The organism is Hyphococcus aureus (assembly GCF_042643165.1).
GTDB classification, from domain to species: domain Bacteria; phylum Pseudomonadota; class Alphaproteobacteria; order Caulobacterales; family Parvularculaceae; genus Hyphococcus; species Hyphococcus aureus.
Genome location: NZ_JBHRSH010000001.1, coordinates 2,370,780 through 2,393,754, shown reverse-complemented (window position 1 = coordinate 2,393,754; position 22,975 = coordinate 2,370,780). Strand labels below are relative to the sequence as shown.

At 58.2% G+C, this 22,975-nt stretch carries 19 protein-coding genes and 1 tRNA gene; 4 read left to right on the top strand and 16 right to left on the bottom strand.

Annotated features, from left to right (window positions below; translation table 11 throughout):
• Positions 1-206 precede the first annotated feature (206 nt).
• From ACFOOP_RS11655 to ACFOOP_RS11645, 3 genes are read left to right on the top strand one after another with little or no spacing between them, the layout of a single operon-like run.
• A complete protein-coding gene (locus tag ACFOOP_RS11655; protein ID WP_379881128.1) occupies positions 207-1,787 on the top strand; it encodes an efflux transporter outer membrane subunit in 1,581 nt (526 codons plus the stop codon).
• Positions 1,788-1,796: 9 nt separating this feature from the next.
• Positions 1,797-2,996, top strand: a complete 1,200-nt coding sequence (locus tag ACFOOP_RS11650; RefSeq protein ID WP_379881127.1) for an efflux RND transporter periplasmic adaptor subunit — start codon at positions 1,797-1,799, stop codon at positions 2,994-2,996.
• A 2-nt stretch (positions 2,997-2,998) separates the two neighbouring features.
• On the top strand, positions 2,999-6,187 hold the full coding sequence (locus ACFOOP_RS11645) for an efflux RND transporter permease subunit (protein WP_379881126.1): 3,189 nt from the start codon (positions 2,999-3,001) through the stop codon (positions 6,185-6,187).
• Between the two features lie 207 nt (positions 6,188-6,394).
• On the opposite strand, the gene ACFOOP_RS11640 is transcribed toward ACFOOP_RS11645, so the two are convergent.
• Both ACFOOP_RS11640 and ACFOOP_RS11635 read right to left on the bottom strand, forming a co-directional pair.
• On the bottom strand, positions 6,395-7,192 hold the full coding sequence (locus ACFOOP_RS11640; protein WP_379881125.1) for an NTP transferase domain-containing protein: 798 nt from the start codon (positions 7,190-7,192) through the stop codon (positions 6,395-6,397).
• 25 nt (positions 7,193-7,217) lie between these two features.
• Positions 7,218-8,663 (bottom strand): MmgE/PrpD family protein, encoded by a 1,446-nt coding sequence (locus ACFOOP_RS11635; protein WP_379881124.1) that lies wholly within the window; start codon positions 8,661-8,663, stop codon positions 7,218-7,220.
• A 121-nt stretch (positions 8,664-8,784) separates the two neighbouring features.
• Here ACFOOP_RS11635 and ACFOOP_RS11630 point away from each other — a divergent pair.
• Positions 8,785-8,860: transfer RNA gene (locus ACFOOP_RS11630), tRNA-Asn, on the top strand.
• Here the strand turns inward: ACFOOP_RS11630 and ACFOOP_RS11625 are convergent.
• The 14 genes from ACFOOP_RS11625 to ACFOOP_RS11560 form a co-directional block, all read right to left on the bottom strand.
• Positions 8,831-10,405: a recombinase family protein gene (locus ACFOOP_RS11625; RefSeq protein WP_379881123.1), complete on the bottom strand. Its 1,575-nt coding sequence runs from the start codon at positions 10,403-10,405 to the stop codon at positions 8,831-8,833. The genes ACFOOP_RS11630 and ACFOOP_RS11625 overlap by 30 nt on opposite strands.
• A gap of 461 nt (positions 10,406-10,866) precedes the next feature.
• On the bottom strand, positions 10,867-11,178 hold the full coding sequence (locus ACFOOP_RS11620) for a DUF736 domain-containing protein (RefSeq protein WP_379881122.1): 312 nt from the start codon (positions 11,176-11,178) through the stop codon (positions 10,867-10,869).
• Positions 11,175-11,420, bottom strand: coding sequence for a DUF2274 domain-containing protein (locus tag ACFOOP_RS11615; RefSeq protein ID WP_379881121.1), 246 nt, complete (start codon positions 11,418-11,420; stop codon positions 11,175-11,177). The genes ACFOOP_RS11620 and ACFOOP_RS11615 overlap by 4 nt, the downstream gene beginning before the upstream one ends.
• Complete coding sequence (locus ACFOOP_RS11610) at positions 11,417-12,685, bottom strand: TraB/TrbI/VirB10 family type IV secretion system protein (protein ID WP_379881120.1); 1,269 nt, start codon at positions 12,683-12,685, stop codon at positions 11,417-11,419. Before ACFOOP_RS11610 ends, ACFOOP_RS11615 begins: the two co-directional genes overlap by 4 nt.
• Positions 12,682-13,668, bottom strand: coding sequence for a P-type conjugative transfer protein TrbG (gene trbG / locus ACFOOP_RS11605; RefSeq protein WP_379881119.1), 987 nt, complete (start codon positions 13,666-13,668; stop codon positions 12,682-12,684). Before trbG ends, ACFOOP_RS11610 begins: the two co-directional genes overlap by 4 nt.
• An 11-nt stretch (positions 13,669-13,679) precedes the next feature.
• Positions 13,680-14,363: a conjugal transfer protein TrbF gene (trbF, locus tag ACFOOP_RS11600; protein ID WP_379881118.1), complete on the bottom strand. Its 684-nt coding sequence runs from the start codon at positions 14,361-14,363 to the stop codon at positions 13,680-13,682.
• Between the two features lies 1 nt (position 14,364).
• Entirely contained in the window at positions 14,365-15,714 is a 1,350-nt protein-coding gene (gene trbL / locus ACFOOP_RS11595) for a P-type conjugative transfer protein TrbL (protein ID WP_379881117.1), read from the bottom strand.
• Positions 15,715-15,729: 15 nt separating this feature from the next.
• A complete protein-coding gene (gene trbJ, locus ACFOOP_RS11590) occupies positions 15,730-16,461 on the bottom strand; it encodes a P-type conjugative transfer protein TrbJ (RefSeq protein ID WP_379881116.1) in 732 nt (243 codons plus the stop codon).
• Positions 16,458-18,887, bottom strand: coding sequence for a conjugal transfer protein TrbE (trbE, locus tag ACFOOP_RS11585; RefSeq protein ID WP_379881115.1), 2,430 nt, complete (start codon positions 18,885-18,887; stop codon positions 16,458-16,460). The genes trbJ and trbE overlap by 4 nt, the downstream gene beginning before the upstream one ends.
• A complete protein-coding gene (locus ACFOOP_RS11580) occupies positions 18,881-19,135 on the bottom strand; it encodes a VirB3 family type IV secretion system protein (protein ID WP_379881114.1) in 255 nt (84 codons plus the stop codon). Before ACFOOP_RS11580 ends, trbE begins: the two co-directional genes overlap by 7 nt.
• 10 nt (positions 19,136-19,145) lie before the next feature.
• Positions 19,146-19,472: a TrbC/VirB2 family type IV secretion system protein gene (locus ACFOOP_RS11575; protein ID WP_379881113.1), complete on the bottom strand. Its 327-nt coding sequence runs from the start codon at positions 19,470-19,472 to the stop codon at positions 19,146-19,148.
• Positions 19,469-20,473: a P-type conjugative transfer ATPase TrbB gene (trbB, locus tag ACFOOP_RS11570; RefSeq protein WP_379881112.1), complete on the bottom strand. Its 1,005-nt coding sequence runs from the start codon at positions 20,471-20,473 to the stop codon at positions 19,469-19,471. Before trbB ends, ACFOOP_RS11575 begins: the two co-directional genes overlap by 4 nt.
• On the bottom strand, positions 20,470-20,916 hold the full coding sequence (locus ACFOOP_RS11565) for a CopG family transcriptional regulator (RefSeq protein WP_379881111.1): 447 nt from the start codon (positions 20,914-20,916) through the stop codon (positions 20,470-20,472). Before ACFOOP_RS11565 ends, trbB begins: the two co-directional genes overlap by 4 nt.
• 3 nt (positions 20,917-20,919) lie before the next feature.
• Positions 20,920-22,941, bottom strand: coding sequence for a conjugal transfer protein TraG (locus tag ACFOOP_RS11560; protein WP_379881110.1), 2,022 nt, complete (start codon positions 22,939-22,941; stop codon positions 20,920-20,922).
• Between the last annotated feature and the right edge of the window lie 34 nt (positions 22,942-22,975).

Sequence of the window (22,975 nt, the reverse complement as noted above, 5' to 3'; positions counted from 1 at the left end):
GTAAAAGCCGCTTTTTTCCTGCGATTTTCGAGGCGCAGTCCCTATTTGTTAACCATCGTGTCAAGATGGGACGGTAGGTTGCGTCACCATTTTAGCCCAAATGTTCGGTGTTTATCGCAGACGCCGCTCATCTGGCCGAAATAGCCTTGCAGTCAGGGCGCGGCGCCGACATGTACGTTTGCAGAACAAGGACAAAGAGGGGCCCGATGTTTTCTGGTAAAGCAATTTTTCGCAGCAGCGCCGCAGCGACCGCAATCCTTATGGCTGCATCCTGTGCAAGCGTGGATCAGGAGCTGCTGGAGGCGAAATTGCCGGACGCGCCTGCCGTGTGGACAGCGGACGCTGACGTCACTGTCGCGCCCACAGGCGACTGGGTGGCGGCGTTTCATGACAACGCGCTGCGCGGCCTGATTGATGAAGCGCTTGAACGCAACAACAATTATCTTGCCACCGCTGCCAATCTTGATCAGGCGCGCGAAGGCGCGCGCATCTCCCGCGCCAACCTCCTGCCGACGCTCGGCGCTTCCGCCCGTTCGAGCCGCAACGCCATTGTCACCGACCCGACATCGGCGGCGCAGGCCGGCGGCAATGCCGATGCGAGTGGGTTGCGCGCGCAAGAGATTGAAGATCGCTTCGGACTCGATTCGGATGGCGACGGCAGGCTAGACGGGCTTGATACAGATAATGACGGCTTTATAGACGCTGACCTTCCGAACCGTCGCCTTTACATCAACAACTTCTCCCTTGGCGCACAGATCCAGTGGGAGCTCGATGTCTGGGGCCGTCTCACAGATGAAACCCGGGCTTCCTATAAAGACGCCGCCGCAGCGTACGCCGATCTAGAAGCTGCGCGCCTTTCTCTGGCGGCGCGCGTTGCGCAAGCCTGGTTTTCGCTGATCGAAGCGCGCCAGCAGCGTGAACTCGCCGAACGCGATACGCAGGCGCGTGAACGCAATTTGCGCGTCACCGAACGCCGCTATGACCGCGGCGTCTCTTCCAGCCTTGATGTGCGCCTGTCGCGCTCTGCGCTCGGATCAAGCCAGGCCAACCTTGCCTTGCGTCAGCGTCTTGAACTTGAATCATCGCGCGCGCTTGAAGTGCTGCTCGGCCGCTATCCGTCCGCAGAGCTTGAAGCGGCCGCTACGCTGCCCTCGCTTCCGCAACTGGCCGGCGCAGGCGCGCCGGGCGAAATCCTCGCAAGGCGTCCTGACCTCGCCGCCGCAGAAGCGCGCATGGAAAGCGCTGGCCTTCGCGCCCGCGCCGCACGCAAGCAAATGCTGCCGCAATTGACGCTGTCCTCGCAAATTTCGACATCGGGTCCAAATCTCGCCGACGTACTCGACCCTGAACGCCTCGCCGGGAATATCGCCGCCGGTCTTTTCCAACCGCTGTTTCAGGGCGGGCGTCTCCTCGCCAATTCCAAGCGCGCCCGCGCCGCCGCGCAAGCCTCTCTTTACAGCTATGTGCAGACGGTGCTGACCGCCTATCAGGAAGCTGAAAATGCAATCGCGGCGGAAACCCTTCTCGCGGCGCGCGAAGAAGCCTTGCGTCTTGCTTATGAAGAAGCCGCCGCCGCCGAAGACCTGACCGAGCGCCGTTATTCCAGCGGCGCCGCAACCATCTTTAACCTGCTGGATGCGCAGACCCGGAGGATCTCTTCGGAAAGCGCCTACATCCAGGCCCAGCAGCAGCGCGTATCGAACCGCGTCCAGCTTTATCTCGCCATCGGGGGCGATTTCCTCACCGAGGAAAAGCTGGCCTCGCTGCAAGCTGAAACCGGAGAGTAAGTAGCCTTCATGTTTCGAAAGTTTTTCACCATTTTCGGCACGATCGGCATTTTTGTCGGGTTTGTCGCCCTGGTCATCGCCATGGGATCGCTGCGCCCCAAGCCGGAGCTGCAGGAACCCGAGATTGCACCGCCCTCGGTATTCTTCACGGTTGCGAAGTCAAAATCCGTAACGCTCGACGTTTCGGCGCAAGGCGAAGTCCGTCCGCGCACCGATATTTCACTGACCGCGCAGGTTTCCGGACAGATCGTTTCGACATCGCCGGAATTCGTGAATGGCGGCGCCTTTGAAAAAGGCGACACGCTCATCAAGATTGAAGACGCGCCTTACCGCGCCGCAGAGGCCGCCGCCCGCGCCAGACTGGCGCAAGAAGAAGCCGAAGCCGCGCTGGCGCGCAGGGATTATGAAGAACTCGGTCTTGATGACGACCCGACGGACCTGACCTTGCGCATTCCGCAGCTTGAGCAATCGAGAGCGGAATACCGGGCCAGAAAACTGGATCTGGATCGCACCACCATCCGCGCGCCTTTCCCCGGCCGTGTGCGTGAACGCATCGTCGGCGTCGGTCAGTATGTCGCCCCGGGGGCACAGCTGGGCCGCATTTTCTCCACCGATGTTGCGGAAATTCGTTTGCCGCTCACCGACAACGATCTTGCAAAGCTTGGTCTGCCCCTCGCCTTCACCGAAACCGAGGACAATCCTGGCCCGGCCGTCTATATGACCGCGACGCTCGCCGGCAAGACCCACAACTGGGTCGGCCGCATCGCCCGCACCGACGGCGCTATCGACGCCGCCACCCGTCAGGTGATCGCCATCGCCGTCGTCGACGACCCCTATGGCGCCGGATCGGATGACGGCGCGCCATTGGCCATGGGCCTGTTCGTGGAAGCGACGATCACCGGCAAGCCTTATGAAAACGCCATCGTGTTGCCTCGCTCTGCGCTTTACGGCCGCGACAGGGTCTACACCATCGCCGACGACGACACGCTGGCCGAACACCAGGTGGCGATTGTTTCCACTGACCGCGACACCATAACTGTCGCCAGCGGCCTTAATGAAGGCGATCGCGTCGTCACCTCGCCGCTGCGCGGCGCCGGCGACGGCGACAAGGTCAGCCCCGCCGATCCGCTGGACGACATCCCCGGCTCTCGCACTTCCGAGGAGCCTGCGCCGTCCGCAACCGCCTCCAACATTACATCCGGAGAATAAACGTGAACGGACTTATTGCATGGTGGGCGCGAAACTCAGTTGCTGCAAACCTGCTGATGATCGCCTGCGTCATCGCCGGCATCATCGCCTTCACCAGGATGGAGCGCGAAGTCTTTCCCTCCGCGTCGTTTAACGGCGCGACAATTTCCGTCGCCTGGCCCGGCGCCTCACCGCAGGAAGTGGAAGAACAGATCATCCTGCGCATTGAGGAGTCGATCTCCGACATTGACGGCGTTGAACATATCAGCTCGACCGCGCGCGAAGGCGTCGCGTCAGTCAATGTTGAAGGCCTCGACACCGTAGACGCCACGTTCTTTCTCAATGAGATCAAAAACCGAGTCGATGGCATCTCAACCCTGCCGCAAGACGCCTTCCCGCCCATCATCCGGCAATGGCGCAACCAGAACCCGACCCAGTTCATCGCGATTTACGGCGACCTTGAACCGCGCGAGCTGAACCGGCTGGGCCGCGAATTACGCGACGAACTCGCGCAAATCCCGAACGGATCGCCGCTTGTGGAGACCTGGGGCGTGCGTAACGAGGAAGTCTCGATCGAGGTTTCGGAAGAAGCCTTGCGCCGTTACGGCCTCACCTTCGACGATGTCGCCCAGGCCATTCGCGGCTCCTCGCTCAACCTTTCCGGCGGACAGGTGCGCACCGACACGGGCAACATCCAGCTCGCCACTCGCAACCTCGCCGACACAGAAGAAGAGTTCGAACGGATCGTTGTGCGCCAATTCGCCGACGGATCGACCATCCGCATCGCAGACATCGCAAATGTCGTCGACGGATTCGAGGATTCAAAATCCATCCGTCAGGTGAACGGTCATCCGGCGGTCAATCTCGCCGTACAGGCGCCCGATACGCTTAACATCGTCACTCTGTCCAAGGCCGTCGATGAATGGCTTGAGGAAAAGAACAAGGAATATGAAGGCAAGACCGAACTTTATATCTGGTTCGACTTCGCCGATCTCTATTTTGAGCGTGTCAATCTGATCGCCTCGAACGCAGGCATCGGCCTTGTGCTCGTTATGATCGTGCTGCTCCTATTCCTGCGCCCGTCGGTCGCCATCTGGGTGACGGTGGGGATCGCAGTGTCCTTCTTCGGCGCCTTCATCTTCCTACCCGCCGTCGGCGTGTCGCTGAACATGCTGTCGCTGTTTGCGTTCCTGCTTGTGATCGGGGTTGTCGTCGATGACGCGATCATTGTCGGCGAGGCCATCCACAATGAAGTCGAAGCGGGCGGCAAAGGCGTAGACGCCGCAACGATTTCCACGCAGCTCGTGGCGAAACCGGTTTTGTTCGCCGTCCTCACGACGATGATCACCTTCATGCCCTGGCTGTTTCTTTCAGGCGGCACGGCGCAGTTCACGAAACATATCAGCTACACGATCATTTTCGCGCTTCTGTTCTCACTGATCGAATCCTTCCTCATTCTGCCGTCGCACCTCGCGCATATGAAAAAGCAGAACAAGGACGGCGTTTACTACCGGCTGCAGAAAGTCTTCGCGGAAGGCCTGATGGGCTTCGCGGACAATGTGTACCGGCCGGCGGTCAAGACCGCGCTTCGGTTCCGCTATTTCACCGTCGCGTTTTTTATCGGCGCCTTCATGATTTCCGCTGCGCTGCTCGCGCAAGGCTGGGTCGCCTTCAAATTCCAGCCTGAAGTGCAAGGCACCTTCATGTCGCTCACCGTGCGCATGCCGGAGGGTTCTCCCTGGGCGCGGTCAGAGCAAATTTTTGAAGAAATTGAACTCGCCGCAGACAAGCTGAAGAAAGATCTCGATACGCCGGAGAGGCAATTCGTCAAATCCGTTTATATCGGCGCCGATGAAGACGATATTTCCGCCTATGTCACGATCCTTCCTGCGGATGAGCGCAAGCAATCCACCAAGGAAATCGCCGAGCTTTTCCGGGAAGAGCTTGGAGACATTCCGGACGCCGAGGAAATCACCATCAGCTATACGCTGAATGACAACGGCCCCGATCTCACCTTCGGGATTGAATCCGACAGCCTTGAAGAGTTGCGTCTGGGTGTTCTTGATTTGCAGAACTTCCTGCGCACCCTGCCCGGGACATATGACGTCCGCAACAATCTGCAGTCGGCGACGCCTGAGCTTCAGGTCGAGCTGAAACCCGGCGCAGAGCGTTTCGGTCTGACGCTCGCGGAAGTCTCCCGTCAGATCCGTCAGGCATTCTATGGCGAAGAGGTGCAGCGCCTGCCCCGCGGCGGACAGGATGTGCGCGTCATGGTGCGTTATCCCAAATCTGACCGGGAATCGTTGACCACCATCGAATCCATGCGCATTCGCACCCCGGACGGACGCGAGGTGCCGCTAACCGTCGTCGCCGACGCTCAGTTCGCGCCCAGCTTTAAGCGTATTGACCGCCGTGATCGCCAGCGTTCGGCGCGGATTACCGGCGAGCTGCGCGAAGGCGTTGACCGCGAAGCCGTGATGAAAATCTATCGCGATGAATTCGTGCCCCAATTCAAGCAGCGTCACCCGAATGTCGAACTCGCCCAGCGCGGCGACGCTGAAGATCAGGCCGATTTCATCAAAGAATGGGCGGGGCTTCAGGGGTTCGCGTTCTTCGCCATGTATATGCTGCTGGCGATCGCCTTCGGTTCGTACTTCCAGCCGCTGCTGGTCATGTCGGCGATTCCTTTCGGCTTTATGGGCGCGGCCTTCGGTCACTTTCTCTTTGGTCTCGACTTCGCGCTTTTCTCGTTCTTTGGGATCGCGGCTGCGGCCGGCGTTGTCGTCAACGACAACCTTGTTCTGATCGACTATGTGAACCGGCTGCGCGATGAAGGCGAAGGCGCGATCTCCGCTCTCGTCAAGGCGGGCGTCGGACGTTTCCGTCCGATCCTGCTGACCTCGCTCACCACTTTCGTAGGCCTGTTGCCGATCATGTTCGAGCGTTCAACCTCGGCGCAGTTCCTGATGCCGACGGTCGTCTCTCTCGCCTTCGGGGTCTTCTTCGCGACCTTCGTGACCTTGCTTTTCGTTCCGGCGATGTACGCTGTCGGCGCTGACATCTCGCGCTTTTATCGCTGGGCATGGAGCGGCGAAAAGCAGCCACCTGTGGGCCACGGCGCATCGGAACAGTCAGATTACGGCGAATCACATGAAGGTCATGTGCCGGGCCTTAGCGGCCGCCGGAATCCCCTCTGGGATCCGGCCGAATAGGCGCGGCTATCTTCGAGAAACACACGGAAACGGGGCCTTTCGGCCCCGTTTCCTGTTAACCATATGTTAAGAACTTGATGAGACGTTAATAGTGTCTTCTCCCGAGAAGATACCCCACCATACCCCACGACAGTGAGTACCGGCCGCGCTTCCCCCAAGCGCGGCCGTCTCTGTTTGTATGCTGTTTATTGTGGCCGGCGGTTTGCCTCAGCCGGCGGCTTCCCTGGCCGCGATGATGCGATTGGAAAGCTCCCAGTCGACAGGGCGATCCACATCAATCGGCCCTTCTGCGTATGGCATCAGCACTGGCGCTGTGCGCACGCCGATGCCGCGCGAGAGCGTCTGTAACACTGTGCGTAGCGTGAACAGGCGGCTCCGGTAGAGAAGAAACGCGAAAAGCCCGAAAGCGCCGATCAGCCGGCGCGGCTTTTTGCCGAACTGACCGCCGGATTTAAACACCTGCGCCCCTTCAATCCCGTGCGGCGTCAGAATCGCATAGAGATTGCACGAAGAATAAGCGCCGTCGCGGAAGCGGTGAAAGGCGCGGTTCCCGTCCGGATATTTTTCAAGAACGTACGTCGCCGGCGTCAGGCCGACAGCAACATCATCTGTCAGACCGTCAAGCGCGTCGCAAAAGAAACCGAACATCTCTCCTGTGTGCAACGCATTATCGCCGGTGGTGATAACGAGCGGGAGCATATCCGGCGCTGCGACCGCCGCAACGCTGGAGCCAATATTATCCTGGCTCGGCATGTAGGTGATATGCTCGGCCCCCGGAAGACCGGCGAGGATCGCTTTCGCTTCCTCAATGCTTTCCTGTTCGATCAGAACGATGGTGCGCTTTGCGCGGCCGGACTCCAGCACGGCGCCGACCACACGGCGGAGCATCGGCTGTCCGGCGATATCGATAAAACATTTATGGGAAACACCGCCAGCCTGCGCCAGCGGGTCAAGACTGCCGCGGCTCGCGGCAAGGACGAGCGCTGTGCAGCGCGGCTCCGTCATGAACTTCTCCCCCTTTTCAACTTCTTCAAGACAGGAAAGGGCCTTTAATCGGCTCTGTTACCGGCGATAGAGACGACAATTCGGACAGATCGGCAAGGGACGCGCGAAGCTTTTCAAGCGCTTGCCGGGAAATCAGGCCAGCGGCGCAGCCATCAAGCTTCGCCCAGTATTGCTCCAGTGTAAATGGCGCGGCAAGGCTTCCGACAGGCATTGGCACGGCGGTTTTCAGCACCTGGCCGTGCTTGAGCGTAATCTCGACTTCGGTGGCGAATTCGCCCTCCGCCTTGTCCACCGGGCGGCGGTGAATGCGGCCGAAAAGATCGCGAATTGCGGGCCTGCGCACAGCCTCGTCCGTAAAATCGGTGAGTGTTGCATTGCCGGTCACAAGGGCGACAGCGACGCCATATTCAAGGGAGAATTTCGCCTGGAGCCCGTCTTGCGGGTTCACATGCATCAGATTGTTCAGATGCGTCACCGGCGCAAAAACGTGGACAGCCTCTACCTGATCAGACGTAAAGCCGTGCGCTCCCTGTAATTCCAGAACGCCGTCCATCGCGCGATGAGCGCTGCCGCAATTTGGAAAGCGTTTCACTTTGAGGCCGCTGGAGAGAATGAGCAGAGGCTCGCCGATATTGTCGGTTCCGAAGCGCAAATTCTGACCGTGCTCCACATGGGTGAGATTGTCGCGGAGCTGTTCATAATCCGGCCCCACCATCAGACGGTTCATGGCGTTTGGTCCGTCAAGCGTGTCGCGGCCTGCATCAATGCCGGCGCGTGCAAAGCTCGCGGCCATCACTCCCGCCTTGGCTGCGAGACCGGCGTGGAGCGGTTTGGTCATGGTGCCGAATTGCGACATGAACCCGCCCGCCATGCTGGTCGCCATAGAGATGGCGTTTGCGGCTTTGTCGGTGTCAAGCTTGAGAAGGCGCGCGCAGGCGGCAGCGGCGCCAACCGCGCCGATAGTGGCCGTCGCATGCCAGCCCCGGTTGCGATGAACGGGGTTCACGCCCTGCCCGACCCGGCCCAGAATCTGAAGACCGGCAATATAGGCGTCAAGGCAATCACATCCCGAGGCGCCCTCGCCTTCGCCAAGCGCGAGAATCGCGGGGACCAGGACAGCGCTGGCGTGGGCTTTGGCGGGGTCAAAATTATCGTCGAAATCGAGCGCATGCGCGGCGGCCCCGTTCACCAGCGCCGCCCAGGGTGGGGCCAAGGACGCGCCGAGGCCGATAGCGGTGGAAGGCCCGGCGCCCCAGGGCGCGGCCGTTTCAAAGACGCGGCGCGTGACCGGTTCTGCGGCGCCGGGGATCGAGACAGCAATCAAGTCGATAAAAGCCCGGCGGGCGGATTCCACGGCTTCTTCCGGCCATGCAGGCGGCGTCTCAGCGATCCAGCGGCCATATGCGAGAATGGGATTTTGCGGCATCGGGTAAAGATAAGCCCGCCCCGGCCCGATGGAAAGCGCGCTCATCGCGCTGCACCGCGAAGGTTAACGCCAACATGGGCCTGCGCCTCAAAAAAATGCCCTTCGTTAAGCAAATGGGTGTAGATTCGAGAATGGGCCTTTGCTATAGCCCGCCTTCCAAGGGCGTTCCCCGATAGCTCAGTTGGTAGAGCAGCTGACTGTTAATCAGCGGGTCACTGGTTCGAGTCCAGTTCGGGGAGCCATTTCTCAAAACGAGCCGAATCGCCCATTTTCGATGACGAGGCTTGCGCCGCAATCATTGCCATTTCTGCAAGAGAATCAAATGGTTGCTTGAATTCTGCGTTCAATTCTCCATGCGCCCAAGTGCAGTTCGAAAGTAAGAAATTCAACATCCTCGACTTCTCTTTTGCCGACTGTTTTTCGAACAGGCGATGGGCGTCCTTCGCCAATTTCAACAGTTCGACACCCTCGTCCATGTAGGAATCGTCGGCCAACTCGTGACGCTCGATGTCCCTTGCACAACGCGCCTGCTCGTCACGCCACTGGGTCCGCATTCGGTCATAAAAGTCCTCAGACACCCGCCCGTCGAGCTTATCGATATACATGGCGTCAATTCGCTGCTGCAGCCGATTTCGCTCTTTCTCAAGCCTAGCGATGGCCTCGGCATGCTCGCGCTTCTCGTCGGCGCAGCTGTCTTTCAGCGCCCGGCTGACCCACTCAAAAACGTCATCATCGAATCGGAGCTTACGCAAAAATGAAGTGAATTTCTCTTCCAACACTTCTTCACGCGTATAGGGCTCGCCGCATTTTCCCTTAAACCCAGTGCAATGATAGTAGACGTATTTTTTCTTTTTCAGCTCTCCGACCATGGCGCAGCCGCAATGGCCGCAGGTGATCAGCCCGGTGAAGGCGAAGTCATGCGCGGATGATCCCCGCAGCTTGGATGTGTTTCTTCCATCCAATACGCCCTGGACCCGCGCCCACAATTCACTGGTTACGAGTGGCTCATGGCTGCCCTGATATCGCTTCCCTTTCCAATCGAACTCGCCCGTATAAATTCGATTGCGGAGAATTTTATGAATGGTGCTGTTGGTTACAGGTTGGCCGCTCTTCCGAAACGTCAACCCGTGAGAACGTGCTTTAACGCCAAGCTGCCGAAGTGAGTAACGGCCTGTTGCATACCATTCAAACATTTTGGCAATGAGCGGCCCAGCAATGGGATCGACTTCAATTATCTTCTTCCCGTTCGGCCCGTCGGTATTGTGATAGCCCAGCGGAGCGCAGGACGGCCAAATCCCCTGTTCCGCCTTTTCCAGCATTCCTTTCCGCGTTTCCTCCGAAAGATTGTCGATGTAATTCTTGGCCATCAAAACTTTGATGCCGTGCATGAATTTTTCGGACGACCGCGAGTCGTAGGAAAGAACCGTTCCCTCTTTTACAAAATGGATCTCGACGTCCAAATCGTCGACGGTCACCCAATCCTTCAGATTCCGATAAAGGCGGTCCGTTTTCTCGACCAACAAAACGCGCACAGTCGGATGGCGACGCAGATAAGTCATCATTTTGTCGAAATGCGTGCGACCGCTTTTCTTGGCCGTTTCAACATCGACAAATTCTTCAGCCACGCGGATACCGTTTATCGCCGCGTATTCGCTTAAGAGCTTCAACTGGGCGGGAATCGAAAACCCTTCTTTTTCCTGCTCTTTAGAGGAAACGCGTGCATAAACTACGGCGCGCGGCGCAGTTTGCTGCTTTGATTGAGTTTTTGCCCAGTTTCGAGAGGCCATGGGTCCGTCCGTTCAGCTTCACGAGAAATATAGATTCTCTAGCATCATTCGGGCTCGGTGCGAATGGCTTGTTCCTAAAATGTTCGACGAATCAAATTTGGGGAAATTGCGGGCCAATCAACCGGTTGGCCGCAATTAGAACAGAACGCGCTTCATTGAAGGACCGCGCATTTTCTAATTGTGCTTCGAATGTCCTCCTTGCGCCTTCTGTTCAGCAATTTTCCATTCTCGAAGAATTCGAAAAAAGCCAACGGCGTTGTCGACGATCTCCCGGGCGTCTTCCTGTGTCAGCCTGTGTGCGTAGTGCGGCTGCCATTCATCCATTGTTCTACGAATCAATTCCGGCTTAGGAAATTTACGAGCCCGAGGAAGGGGCGAGCGGTTGGCGTCTCCCAAATCTGAATTAAGCAACTGCCGTCTTGGAGTTTTCATCGATCTACGCCACCTTACCAACTTAAAATTTATCGATTGCGACTCCACACCAAAGCGCCGGTCCCGTCGTTCACATTTTCAAAAAATGCCGCGCGGACGGGAGCCGCAAAGCTCGGATCATCGAGTTCAACGCTGAGAAACGACTTCTTGTCCTCGCCGGAGCTGTTCGAACGCCAGGCGGCGCCAAGCTCTGCGCCACCGGCGATAATTCGAAAGTCTGGTGCTTTGTCATTTCCGTTCTTGTCGTTGGCGACGATTTTTGCTTTCACGTTGATTGTCATGGTTCGGATCGTTCCAACGTATCCATCCGGGCTTTTCGAAAATGTGCCGATTACGCTCATTTTGAAGTCTCCTTTGTTTTCACGGGTTGATGAAGGGTTTTGCGCGCGCGCCGAAAGGACCGGTCGCTTTCCAGGAAGTTTTCGATCATCAGGGCCGCGACTTCGGGGATCGACGCCTTCGCGCCATAGGCGCGCTCGTGAAGCGCCGCATAATCGACAAGCGCTTCGTGAACAGGGGGCGCGAGCGATATGTTGAGCTTGACCGGGGCGCGTTCAGGAATCGGGCCGAGCTTAAGACTCATCGGATCGCTCCCTCCGCTTCATAGGGGCGAAGAACGAGATCTTTGTGAACAATGATGCGAAATGGCCATCCTGGCCTGATCCTAATTGTCGGCTGGATGTCGAGATTTCGCTGAATAATCCTTTGTCCAGCCTGATTTGCGGATGACTGCGCGGACTCTCGCAGCGCCTCTACCAGATCGCTTTCAGAGTCGCCGAAAGATAATTCCGTTCCGACGCCAAGTAATGTTGAGAGGACGATGCCTTTCAGCAAGCGGAATGTATGAAAGTCCACCTTGTCGGCGAGACCGGCGTAACCGGATACGTCGCTAGCTGGCATGTTTTCGATTACGATGGATGCGCCGTCCGGATAGATTATTCGCGACCAGACCAAAAGCGCTCGGGACTGCCCAAACGCGATGACGCTGTCGTATCGGCCGATAATCTTAGCGCCTTGAGGGATCAGCACATATTGGCCGCTCACTGTGTCGTAAACATTTTGCGTGACCTGCGCGACGACCGTTCCCGGCAAGTCAGAATTGACGCCCGTGATCAGGCTTGCCGGGATAATCGAGCCGGCCATAACTTCGAACGGCGTTTCCGGGTCTTCGAGACGATGGCCGTTGTCAGTTGCGGAATCGAGATCACCCTCCAGAAACTGAAGTTTGCGGAATTGTCGGCTCGGATCGTTTTCCCGTTCGCTGCCGAACGGCGCCGGCGCCGCGGCGGCGCCTTGAAAGGCCGATGCAATATCAAAAGGCGACACGCGCTCCGGCGCGCTCTCACTACTGATCGCCTGGACTGCTGGTGTCGATAGTTGAAAGAACACCCCAGCCTCGCGCGCATCGGCAGCCATTTGCGCTTCCCGGAGCGCAGCCTCCCTCGCTGCATCTGCCTCGGGCGAATTCCGAAACGGCGCGACAGGCGGAGGCGCCGAGAGGTCTATTCCCGACTGGTCCGAGCCTTGCGCCGCCTGCTGTGCGCGAAGAAGCGCTGCGCCAAGATCGCCGGGCAACGGGTCGCCAAGCGGCGGGCGGATATCGGCGTAACTGGATGGCAAGGCCTCCAGACCTTCGGCGGTCGGCTTTGTATCCACATTGTAAAGCTCTTGAGGACGCGCGTCGCTCGCCGCGCGCGGCGGCTTTAACGCAATACTTGTCGCGGCGAAGATGACGAGCGCAGCTCCGCCCGCCGCTAGCATCAGCGCGTTCTTGTTAAGTCGTGTGACCGGCCGCGGTCTGGGCCGCAGTTCGAGCGTCGATGGGTCTACTTTTTCACGTTCGGTCACGACCGCCTCTTCAGGTCGGTTCTTACAATCCGGACGACATCCTGTTTCTTCCCGCCGAGACGCAATTCAGCGGCTGCAAAGAGACGATCGACGACATAGTAGTTGCCGCGCATCCGGTAATTGACGAGTTCAGGATCGCCTTTGCGTCCGAGCACGAATAGCGGCGGCGCTTCGCCTTGCGATATGTTCTCCGGGAACTGAATGAACACCTGACGCCCGTCGTCAAAGACACGAACGGGACGCCAATGGGGTTTGTCGCCCTCGATTTCATAGCGAAACCGCAAATCACCGGGCGATACGCCCGCAGCGACGATCATTTCCTCGCGCTTGCGCAGCTGTTCGTTCTCGTCACGGCGGCGTTTGAACTGGTCCTGCGGATAGGTCCAGGAAATCGCGGCCATGTAGGTTTCACGAAACGAGCGCATTTCAAGGTGATAAGCGCGACGGTCTGTTGTGATGACGAGATTGGTTTTTAGGTCCGGCGCAATGGGCTTTACGAGAATATGCACGCGCTCGCCGCCATTATTTCCATAGGGCCCACCGCTGGTCGTGTTGCCGACAATCCAGCGTACCGTGTCGCCAGCGGAAACCGAATTGAGAATTTCGCCTGGCTCCAGCGCGATATCCGTCACCTGCTCCGGCGCCGCATAAAGGCGATAAAGGGCGCCGTCCATAAAAGGATAGACCTGAACGGCATTGAGAAACCTGTTGAGATCGGGCTCCACCTTGGCGCGGTCGTTTGCGGCGTCGATCCGTTCGAAAGGGGCGAGCGATGGCGGCGGCGCTGGCTCTTCTTTCAGTTTTAACTGTCCAGGCAAAGGATAAGGCCTTGCGGTCTCGACGATCTCGCGTACTGGCTCGCCCGCGTCAAAGGCAATCTCTTGCGCGGGCTTCATTGGCGCAGGATCAAGGGGCGCCTCTAACTTCGCCGTTTCACACCCGGCTAATCCAGCGACGCTTGCCGCTAACAATAAACGCCTCATACCAAGCCTCCTCATGAGAGGTCCTTCGACCAATTGATTCCGTGAACGTAAATTCCGAGCGGGTTTTTATGGATCGCTTCCGCTGTGCGGGGCGGCGATAGGACGATCGTGATATGGGCGGTAAAACGCTCCTGTCTCTCAAACTGCCCGTTGGCGTAAGTTTTTTCGATCCAGCGCACTTCGAAGCTGTCATCGCTGGCGCGCACCACGCTGGTCACTTCCACATTGACGCTGCGACGGCCGATTTCGACGAAGGGATCATTCTCTCGCGCATAATCATTTAACGCGACGGCACCTCGATCCGTGGCAAAGTCATAAGCCTTCAGCCAGTTTTCCCGGACAACCACAGGGTCAATCGAAATAGAACGCACATTGCGAATGAAATTCGCGATGTGATGGGCGATCTGCGCGTCTTTCGGTTTGTAAGTTTCAACCGCTGGGCCGACCGCGCGGACTGTCCCTGCCGCGTCAACCTCGACGACATAAGGCGTCACGATGGATTGCGTCGATCGCCACAAGAGCCCGCCGACTGCTGACAACGCAATAATGAGCGATCCGAAAGCCGCCAATCTCCAGTTCGCTGCCTGTGCACGCGAAGACCCGATCCGCTCATCCCAGATCGCTTGCGCGCGTTGATAGGGAGTCTCCGGCGCCGGGGTTTCGCCGTATTTTACGGAGGAGCGCTTGAACATCATCTCAATCCTCGTCCTGTCGAAGTTTTGGCGCATCTCCGGAACCCGGTCGGTCTCCCGAAGCGACCATATGCGTCGCCGTCAGGCCTGCGTCACGCAATCCCTGTTCGCGGCGCATGCGTTGCGCCCAATCCGGCGCATTATTTACCGCTGCGTTTTTCACGCCTGGCACGTCTTTGGCCGCCGAAAGCGCCTGGTTGATTGATCCGCCAGTTGACGTAAATGCCCGCCGCGCGCCGGACTGAAAGGCTTCGCCTGGCGAACCCATTGCGCGCGATACGGAACTGCGAGCGCGGTCCGCAACGCCAGCGGCGCCCGCCTGAGCGACAGCGCCGACGCCGGCGGCAGTTGAACGCCACCCGCTTTCGCCGGACCCGATGCGACCTAGGGAGTAAGCAGCGCTTGCGCCGCCGGCCATGGACGCTCCCGCGCGAACGGCCGTTTGACCGGCCGCGACGCTCGCACGGGCGCCGGACGCCGCAAGCGCGCCTGCACCTATCACTGCCGCGCCAGTGCCTGCAGCCGTAGCAACCGCTGCGCCTGCGCCGAGTTGCGGCGCGCCGGCGACGAGCCCCGTGGCGATCCCAGGCCCGAAAATTCCAAGCGCCAATAGTGAAAGAGAACCGAGTATCGTCGACGCTGCCTGTTCAAGGGTCACCGATCCGGGCGTGAATGTTGAGGTGACCGATCCGAATATGGTCGAGCCGATGCCGACGATGATGGCGAGAACCATGAGCTTGACGCCGGACGCAACAACATTGCCCAGCACCCGCTCCGCCAGAAACGATGTCTTGTTCCAGAGCGCAAAAGGAACGAGGACAAATCCCGCAAGGGTCGTCAGCTTGAATTCAATGATTGTGACAAAAAGCTGAATGGCGAGAATAAAGAAGGCGAAGAGCACGATCATCCATGACAGTAAAATGATCATGATCGTGACGAAGTTGGTGAAGAAACTGGGGAAGCCGATCAGCGAATTGGCTTCCTCCAGGAGCGGATAAGCCGCGTCGTATCCTGTCGCTGCAACAAAGCCCGGCTTTAGAAGGTCCGCTGCGGTAAGCGACGTTCCCGTCGCGACGAGGCCGAGCCCAGCAAAAGACGAAAAGATGACATTCGCGAGCAACGCGAAGTTGTTAATGATGAAAGCGAACGCGCCGACATAGAGCACTTTTTTGACAAACTGACCCAGGACGTTCTGTTCGCCGGCGAACGCCCAGAACAGTCCTGCAAGGACGACATCAATGCCAATCAGGACAGCGGTTAGAAAACCGACATCGCCGGCAAGCAGTCCAAAGCCTGTATCGATATAGGCTATAAACGTGCTGGTAAAATCGTCGATGACGTTGAGGTCGTCCATGTGCGTGCTCCTTGATTAGGAGGGCGTGTAAGCGGCGCCGTCGCCGAGAAAGCGCCCGCGATGAATGCGGGCGCGTTCTTCCGTTTGCAGCTGGCGCGCGCGATCTAGCGCCTCGGCGCGATACTGAACCGCCAGTAATTGCGCGGTCTGCATGGACTGCTTCGTTTGAAGCGCGAGCAGCTGGTTTCCGGCCTGCTCAACCTGCAGGCCGCCGATCGCGGTTTCGCTCTCCGTTACGATTTCTTCGAGGGTCGACACGTCGAGGGCAATCGTTTCTGTCACCTTCGCCTGCATGACGAGTGCGTCATTCAACGCCCTGCTCGCTTCTTTCCAGTGGGCATTCGCCGCCGCGCCCATGGCGAGGTTGGAAAAGGCGGAATAATCCTCAGGAAAGAGCGTTTTGAAGACGGCATCGATGGTTGCGACATCATAGGCGAGCCCGTTGGCGGTTTGAATCAACTTGTCGATCTCAACGAGTCGCGCCTTCAATGCCGCCTTTGCGGAATAGGGAAGCTGGGTCAGCTCTTTCGCCTGATTGGCGATCATCGCCGCTTCATTCGTCAATTGCTTGATCTGATTGTTGATCATCTCAAGCGTGCGCGCGGCTGTCAGAAGGTTCTGCGCGTAGTTCGTCGGATCATAAACGATCCCGCCCAGGATAAAGGCGTTGGCCTCGGGCGCCTGCGCGATACTCGCCGAGATCGCCAGCGCAAGCGTTGAAACAAGGGTTTTCATTTTGCGTTTCATTCTCGTTCTCCTTTCGATGATGATGGTTCCGGCAAGAGAGCGGCGGCCCAGTCGAGCCCCTTCGCCGCGAGCATTTTCCTTGCAAACGACTCGTCGCTTGCATCGGCAATTATCTTGTCGATGAGCCGGTGATCCTGCGGCGTAGACGCCCCGCAAAAGGCGAGCGCAATATCTCCTAACCGAAGATCAAATATTCGATTGCCCACCGGAGACTGGAAATAATACTCCTGCTTGGGCGTCATGCTTGCGATGATGTCGATTTGCCGGTCGTTCAGCCCAAAATTCGAATATGCTGAATAGATGCTCGACTCTCGCGCCCGCGGATTGGGCAGAAATATTCTCGACGGACAGGATTCGATAATAGCCGGCGCAATCGCGGAGGCTTGCACGTCGCTCAACGACTGGGTCGAAAAGATGACAGAAACATTCTTCTTGCGAAGCGTCTTCAACCAGTCTCGGATTCTTCCTGAAAACATTGGATTGTCGAGAAAGAGCCAAGCCTCGTCCAACAACAACAGCGTGGGATCTCCATTGAACCGCTCTTCCAGTCGATCAAAGAGATAGGTGAGCGCCGGTGCGATAGCAGGCTGCTGCCGCATAAGCTCTTCCATCTCGAAACAGACGAATTTTGAAAGCGAAAACGCCTCTTTATCTGCGTCAAAGAGGTCGCCAAATGCTCCTTCAACGGTGAAAGGCTTCATCGCGTTGCGGAGACTCCGGTCTTGGACCAGGAGCGAAAAGCCGGTGAGCGTGCGCTCGGCGATCGGCACCGCGACAAGACTGGATAGCGCCGACCAAACCGCCTCTTTGATTGGAGGATCGACCGTCACGCCTTCCTGCGCCAGCAACCCGTGCAGCCAGCGTTGGGCGCGCGCCTTGTCTTCCGGCGCCTCAAGATCGCGCAAGGGTTGGAAGGAAAGATCCGCTTTGGACCCGAGATCATAGACGACCCCTTCGAGACCGAGGCATGCAGCGCGGATCGAGCGGCCTTTATCGAATGCGAAAACCTGCGCATTCTGATAACGGTGAAACTGCGCGGCGATAAAAGCGAGAAGCACCGATTTCCCGGCGCCGGTTGGCCCGATGATCAGGGTGTGACCGACATCGCCAATATGGGTCGACAACCGAAACGGCGTATGGCCGCGGGTCGTCGCCAGGGCCAAGGGCGGTCCGTCCAGATGATCGTTACGCGCCGGCCCCGCCCAGACGGAGGACAATGGCGCGATATGCCCAAGGTTTAACGTGTGAACGAGCGGCTGACGGATATTTGCGTAGAGATGTCCTGGGAGGCTGCCGAGCCATGCATCTACGGCGTTCACCGACTCCCGAATGGTCACGAAGCCGCGTTCGTTCAAGACGCGTTCGATTTCCCGCACGCTCTGATCAACGACGCTCCGCTCCTGATCGTGTACGACAACCGTCGTCGTCAGAAACCCGAAAGAAACGTCGTCGGCGCCGAGCTCCTGCAGCGCGGCGTCCGCATCCGCCGTCTTATTATCAGCGTCCGTGTCTACGAGCGTGCTTGCTTCATTGAACAGCGTCTCCTTGATGATTGCGGCGATGGATTTGCGTTTGGCGAACCACTGGCGGCGGTATTTGGCGAGTTCGGCTGACGCCCTCGCCTTGTCCATGGCGATGAACCTTGTCGTCCAGCGATACGGAAACGCGAGCGCGTTGAGGCTATCCAAGAAACCCGGTTCGCTCGCCGGCGGAAAACCAAGGACGGAAATCACCCGCAGGTGCGCTTCACCCAGTTTTGGCTCAAGTCCGCCTGTGAGCGGCTCATCGACCAACAGGGCATCAAGATAGAGAGACGTTTCCGGCGCGATGATATCGTGACGTTTTAACGAGATGCAGGCATGAAGAAACGACAGCGTTTCATCGTCATTTAGCGGGCGACATTCTGGCATCGCCAGCGCCAGAAGGTCGATCGCTTTATCCGTCTCCTGGACAAAATAACCGAGACGGTCGCTCGCATGGTCCGGAGGGGCAAGTTCGTCTTTTTTCAGGAATGCTCGCTCGGCTCGCGCCGTCCTGTCCGCCGGCGGCATATAAGTGAAGGTGAGAAAGTATTCGCATTCGAAATATTCCGCGATCGATTCAAATGCAGCGCGGCGCTCCTCGTCGATGAGGAATGATAACGAGCACGGCCATTCGCTCATCGGATAATCCGCTGCGGGAACCCTGGCCGCTTCGAAATGCAACACCCAGCCTGATCGGAACCTGCGCAAAACATTGTTGATGCGCGCCGTATAACTGAGAAGTTCTTCAGGGCTAGCGCTTTCGAGATCAGGCCCGCGGTAACGGACAGTCCGTTGCAGGGCGCCGTCTTTGTTCAAGACGATGCCCAGCGCGACAAGCGCCGCCCAGGGAAGGTAATCTGCAAGGCGCTTCGGACGCTTTTGATATTCGGCGAGATTCAGCATGAGAGATACGGTCCATGCTTCAAGTGTCTGACGCCCACCTCCAGAAATTTCGGGTCTTTCTTCGCAGCGTAAACCGCGGCGGCATGTCCGATCAGTCCCAGCACAATGCCCGCCAACCACATCTGCATCCCGAGACCGACGGCGGCGGCGATGGTGCCGTTGATGATGGCAATGCCGCGCGGCGCGCCCGCCATGAAGAGCGGCTCCGTCAGGCTGCGATGAATTGGAATGGAATAGCCTTCGATCATCGTCTTGCTCTCAAACCAGCGCGCCGCCGCCGAAAGAGAAAAAGGCGAGGAAAAAGCTCGTCGCGGCGAATGCAATCGAGAGCCCGAAAACAATCTGTATAAGACGGCGGAACCCGCCGGACGTATCCCCGAACGCTAGTGACAGTCCGGTGATAATGATGATGATGACAGCCACGATGCGCGCGACAGGCCCCTCAATCGAGGCGAGAATTTGCGTCAATGGCGCTTCCCACGGCATGCCAGACCCTGCAGCGTGAGCGTGCCCGTTAAAGAACAAAATTCCGATGGCGAGTAATGCCGACAGGTGAAGGGCGCGAGAATAGTTGCGAGCTATCATGAATGGTCTCCGTTATTGACGATGAAAAGTTCAGGCGCGTCGGTTGGCTCCAGCATGTAGCCTTGCTGTCGGTCATGTCCTGTGACGCGAATGATTTCGGCGACGCGCCGTCCTTTTTGCGTCTTCTCGATGAAGACGACGACATCGACGGCTTCCGCAATTAGGGATTGCGATGCGCTTTGCGATCGCTCCCCAATCAGTTGCTCCAGACGTGCAAGCGCCAAGACCGCTGAATTCGCATGAATAGTCGCGATGCCGCCGGGATGGCCCGTGTTCCAGGCTTTCATGAGATCGAGCGCTTCGCCGCCGCGGACCTCCCCGACGATAATTCGGTCCGGTCGCAACCGCATGGTCGAACGAACGAGCGCTTCAAGCGTCACGCGCTGCGATGTGCGCAAGGCGATGGAGTCTTTTGATTCGCATCGCAGCTCTCGCGTGTCTTCGAGAATGACGACACGCTCATTGTGTTCTGCGATTTCAGCAAGCAGTGAGTTCGCCAAAGTCGTTTTGCCGGACGCCGTACCGCCAGCGATAAGAACACTGCTCCGCATGCGCACGGCCGATCTTAGAACCTGCGCCTGGCGTTGCGTGATGACTCCGGCAACAACATAGTCTTCCAGAGGAATGACGATTTTCGAAGGTTTCCGGATCGTGAACGCGGGGTTGTTTGAGACGGGCGGCAAGACGCCTTCAAAGCGGTCGCCGGTTCCCGGCAGTTCTCCCGAGATAATCGGGTGCTCATGGTCGCAGACCGTATCGAGAGCCGATGCGACAAGACGGATAATCCGCTCAACAGCAGCCGCAGCTATTGGCGCGTCCGCTCTCTCACGACCACTTCCAGCGCGCTCAATCCACAAGGCACCGTCGGGATTGGCGATGATTTCGGTCACGCTATCATCGTCAAGCGCGCTGGCGATTGCCGGCCCAAACGCAGTCTTGAGCATCGAAATTCGGCGAAACGCGACCCGCGCGGCGTGCTGTTGACCCTGGGCATTGGTCATTGGACCGCCTCCCCGCGCTGTTCACTTGTCGCCGTGGTCAAGCCTATATGTTCGAGCAGCGTGTCGGTGAATCGCTCCTGCCCCATGAGGCGGTCGCCGACCTGCGAGATAAATCGCTCGAACCGCTTTTGACCCAACGCTTCAGCGGCGGCGCGGTTTTGCTCCGGCAGTGGCGGCGTGATGCAGAGATAATAAAGAATGTAGAGTGCGAGCGTTTCGGTCTGCGCGGATGCGTCGTCGGCTAGGCGCTCCATTGCGCGCGTCAACTTGTCGAGCCGTTTGATCAGCGCTGCATATTCCTGCGAATCTTCTTTGGGGTTTAGAAGCTCGACAATCGCCGCTTCCACAATCGACGCCTTGGTGACGCCGGGCCTTTCCGCGGCGCGCGACAAAAGCGTTTCCGCTTTTTCTCCCAACCGTACCTGCAGTCTTGCTTTTTTCATGGCTTAAAAACTCGGCGTAATGCTGTCTGAATGTCGGTCCATGACGGCCGCGCGCTGCGTCGCGGTCCTCGCGATATCCTGAAGTTTCTTGGCTTGCGCTGCGTCGTCATCATTCTCGGATGTCGATGGGTCGCGCGGTTCTGGGTCGGGCTTGCTCGCCGTCGGCATGGCGAATTCATGCTGCATGGCGTGTCCGCCATCGTTATTTTCGCCCTCGCCTTTGACCATATCGAACCAGGGTTGGCTCAGGCGCGCATCCGTCCTGGCGACGATGCCGGACCAGTTGTCATCACGCGCCTTCGGCGAATCTGCGTAGAAATCATCGTCGGCTGTGATGTCAGGCGGCGCGAGGCGGCGGACGGTGAAATTTTGGTCTCGGTAATAATGAAGTTTCTGGGCGCGAATTGGCGCGACGCCCGACACCATTGCAATCGCTTCTTTCGGCGGAAGCTGCATCACTTCGCCTGGCGTCAGCAACGGCCGGGCTGTTTCCTGACGTGACACCATGACATGGGCGAGCCATGGGGCGAGCCGGTGACCGGCATAGTTTTTTTGGGCACGGAGTTCTGTCGCTGTGCCGAGCGAGTCCGAAATGCGCTTGGCTGTTCGTTCGTCATTCGCCGCAAAGGCGATGCGCACATGGCAGTTGTCCAATATGGAATTGTTGGCGCCGTATGCTTTCTCGATTTGATTGAGTGACTGTGCGATTAGGTAAGCGCGAACGCCGTAGCCGGCCATAAAAGCTAGCGCTGATTCAAAGAAGTCGAGCCGCCCGAGCGCCGGAAACTCGTCGAGCATCATCAACAACCGATGCGCTCTCTCTCCAGCGTTGCTCTCCAGTTCCTCCGTCAACCGGCGGCCGATCTGATTCAAGATGAGACGCACCAACGGCTTGGTTCTCGATATGTCCGAAGGCGGCACGACGAGGTAAAGCGAGACCGGCCGATCAGCGTTCATCAGATCGTCGATCTTCCAATCGCAACGGCTCGTTACACGCGCGATGGTCGGATCGCGGTAAAGCCCCAGAAAGCTCATCGCCGTCGATAAGACGCCGGAGCGCTCGTTTTCCGACTTATTGAGAAGTTCCCGCGCGGCTTGCGCCACCACCGGATGAACCTTTGGCGCCTCGACCGTTCCGATATGATTGGTGATCATCATCACTTTGAGCGTGCGCTCAAAGCTGCGCGAGGGGTCGGATAAAAACGCGGCAACGCGCGCCAGCGTCTTTTCTCTTTCCGCATAAAGAACATGCAAGATGACGCCGACAAGAAGCGCGTGCCCTGTCTTTTCCCAATGGCTGCGGCGTTCCAGCGATCCTTCCGGATCGACAAGAATATCCGCTATGTTTTGAACATCACGCACCTCTTGTTCACCGGGGCGCACTTCAAGCAAGGGATTGTATTTTGCTGAATGCGGATTTGTTGGGTCGAACAGAAGACAGTGCGAGAACCTAGAGCGCCATCCGGCGGTCAATTGCCAGTTTTCGCCTTTGATATCGTGAATGACCGCACTCCCGGTCCAGGAGAGGAGCGTCGGGACAACCAGTCCCACTCCCTTCCCGGACCGGGTCGGGGCGAACGCCATGACGTGTTCGGGGCCGTCATGGCGCAGATACCGGCCCTTCCATTTTCCCAAGAATACGCCTCGGGCATCGAAAAGGCCGGCATGCGCGATGTCTTGGCGGCGAGCCCATCGCGCAGAACCGAATGTCGTTACATTTTTTGTTTGACGCGCGCGCCATACAGAACCGGCAATTGCGGCGGCCGCGCCCAACATGCCGCCGGATGCAGCGATCCCGCCGCCACGCATGAACACATCTGGCGCATAAGGCTCAAACGCGTACCACCACTCGAAAAGCCGCCAAGGATAATAGACGGGTAAATCGAAAGCGACGAACCAGGGCGCGCCAAGGGCACTGTCAAAACCCAAAGCGCCGGCAACGTAAGCTGTCGCAATCCACATCGCGACGCCGACAATAAGAAAGACGATTATCGCTTGACCAATGAGTATCTTTGTCGGCGTCATGATTGAATTCTCGCAACCGCTTTGTGGGTCTCGC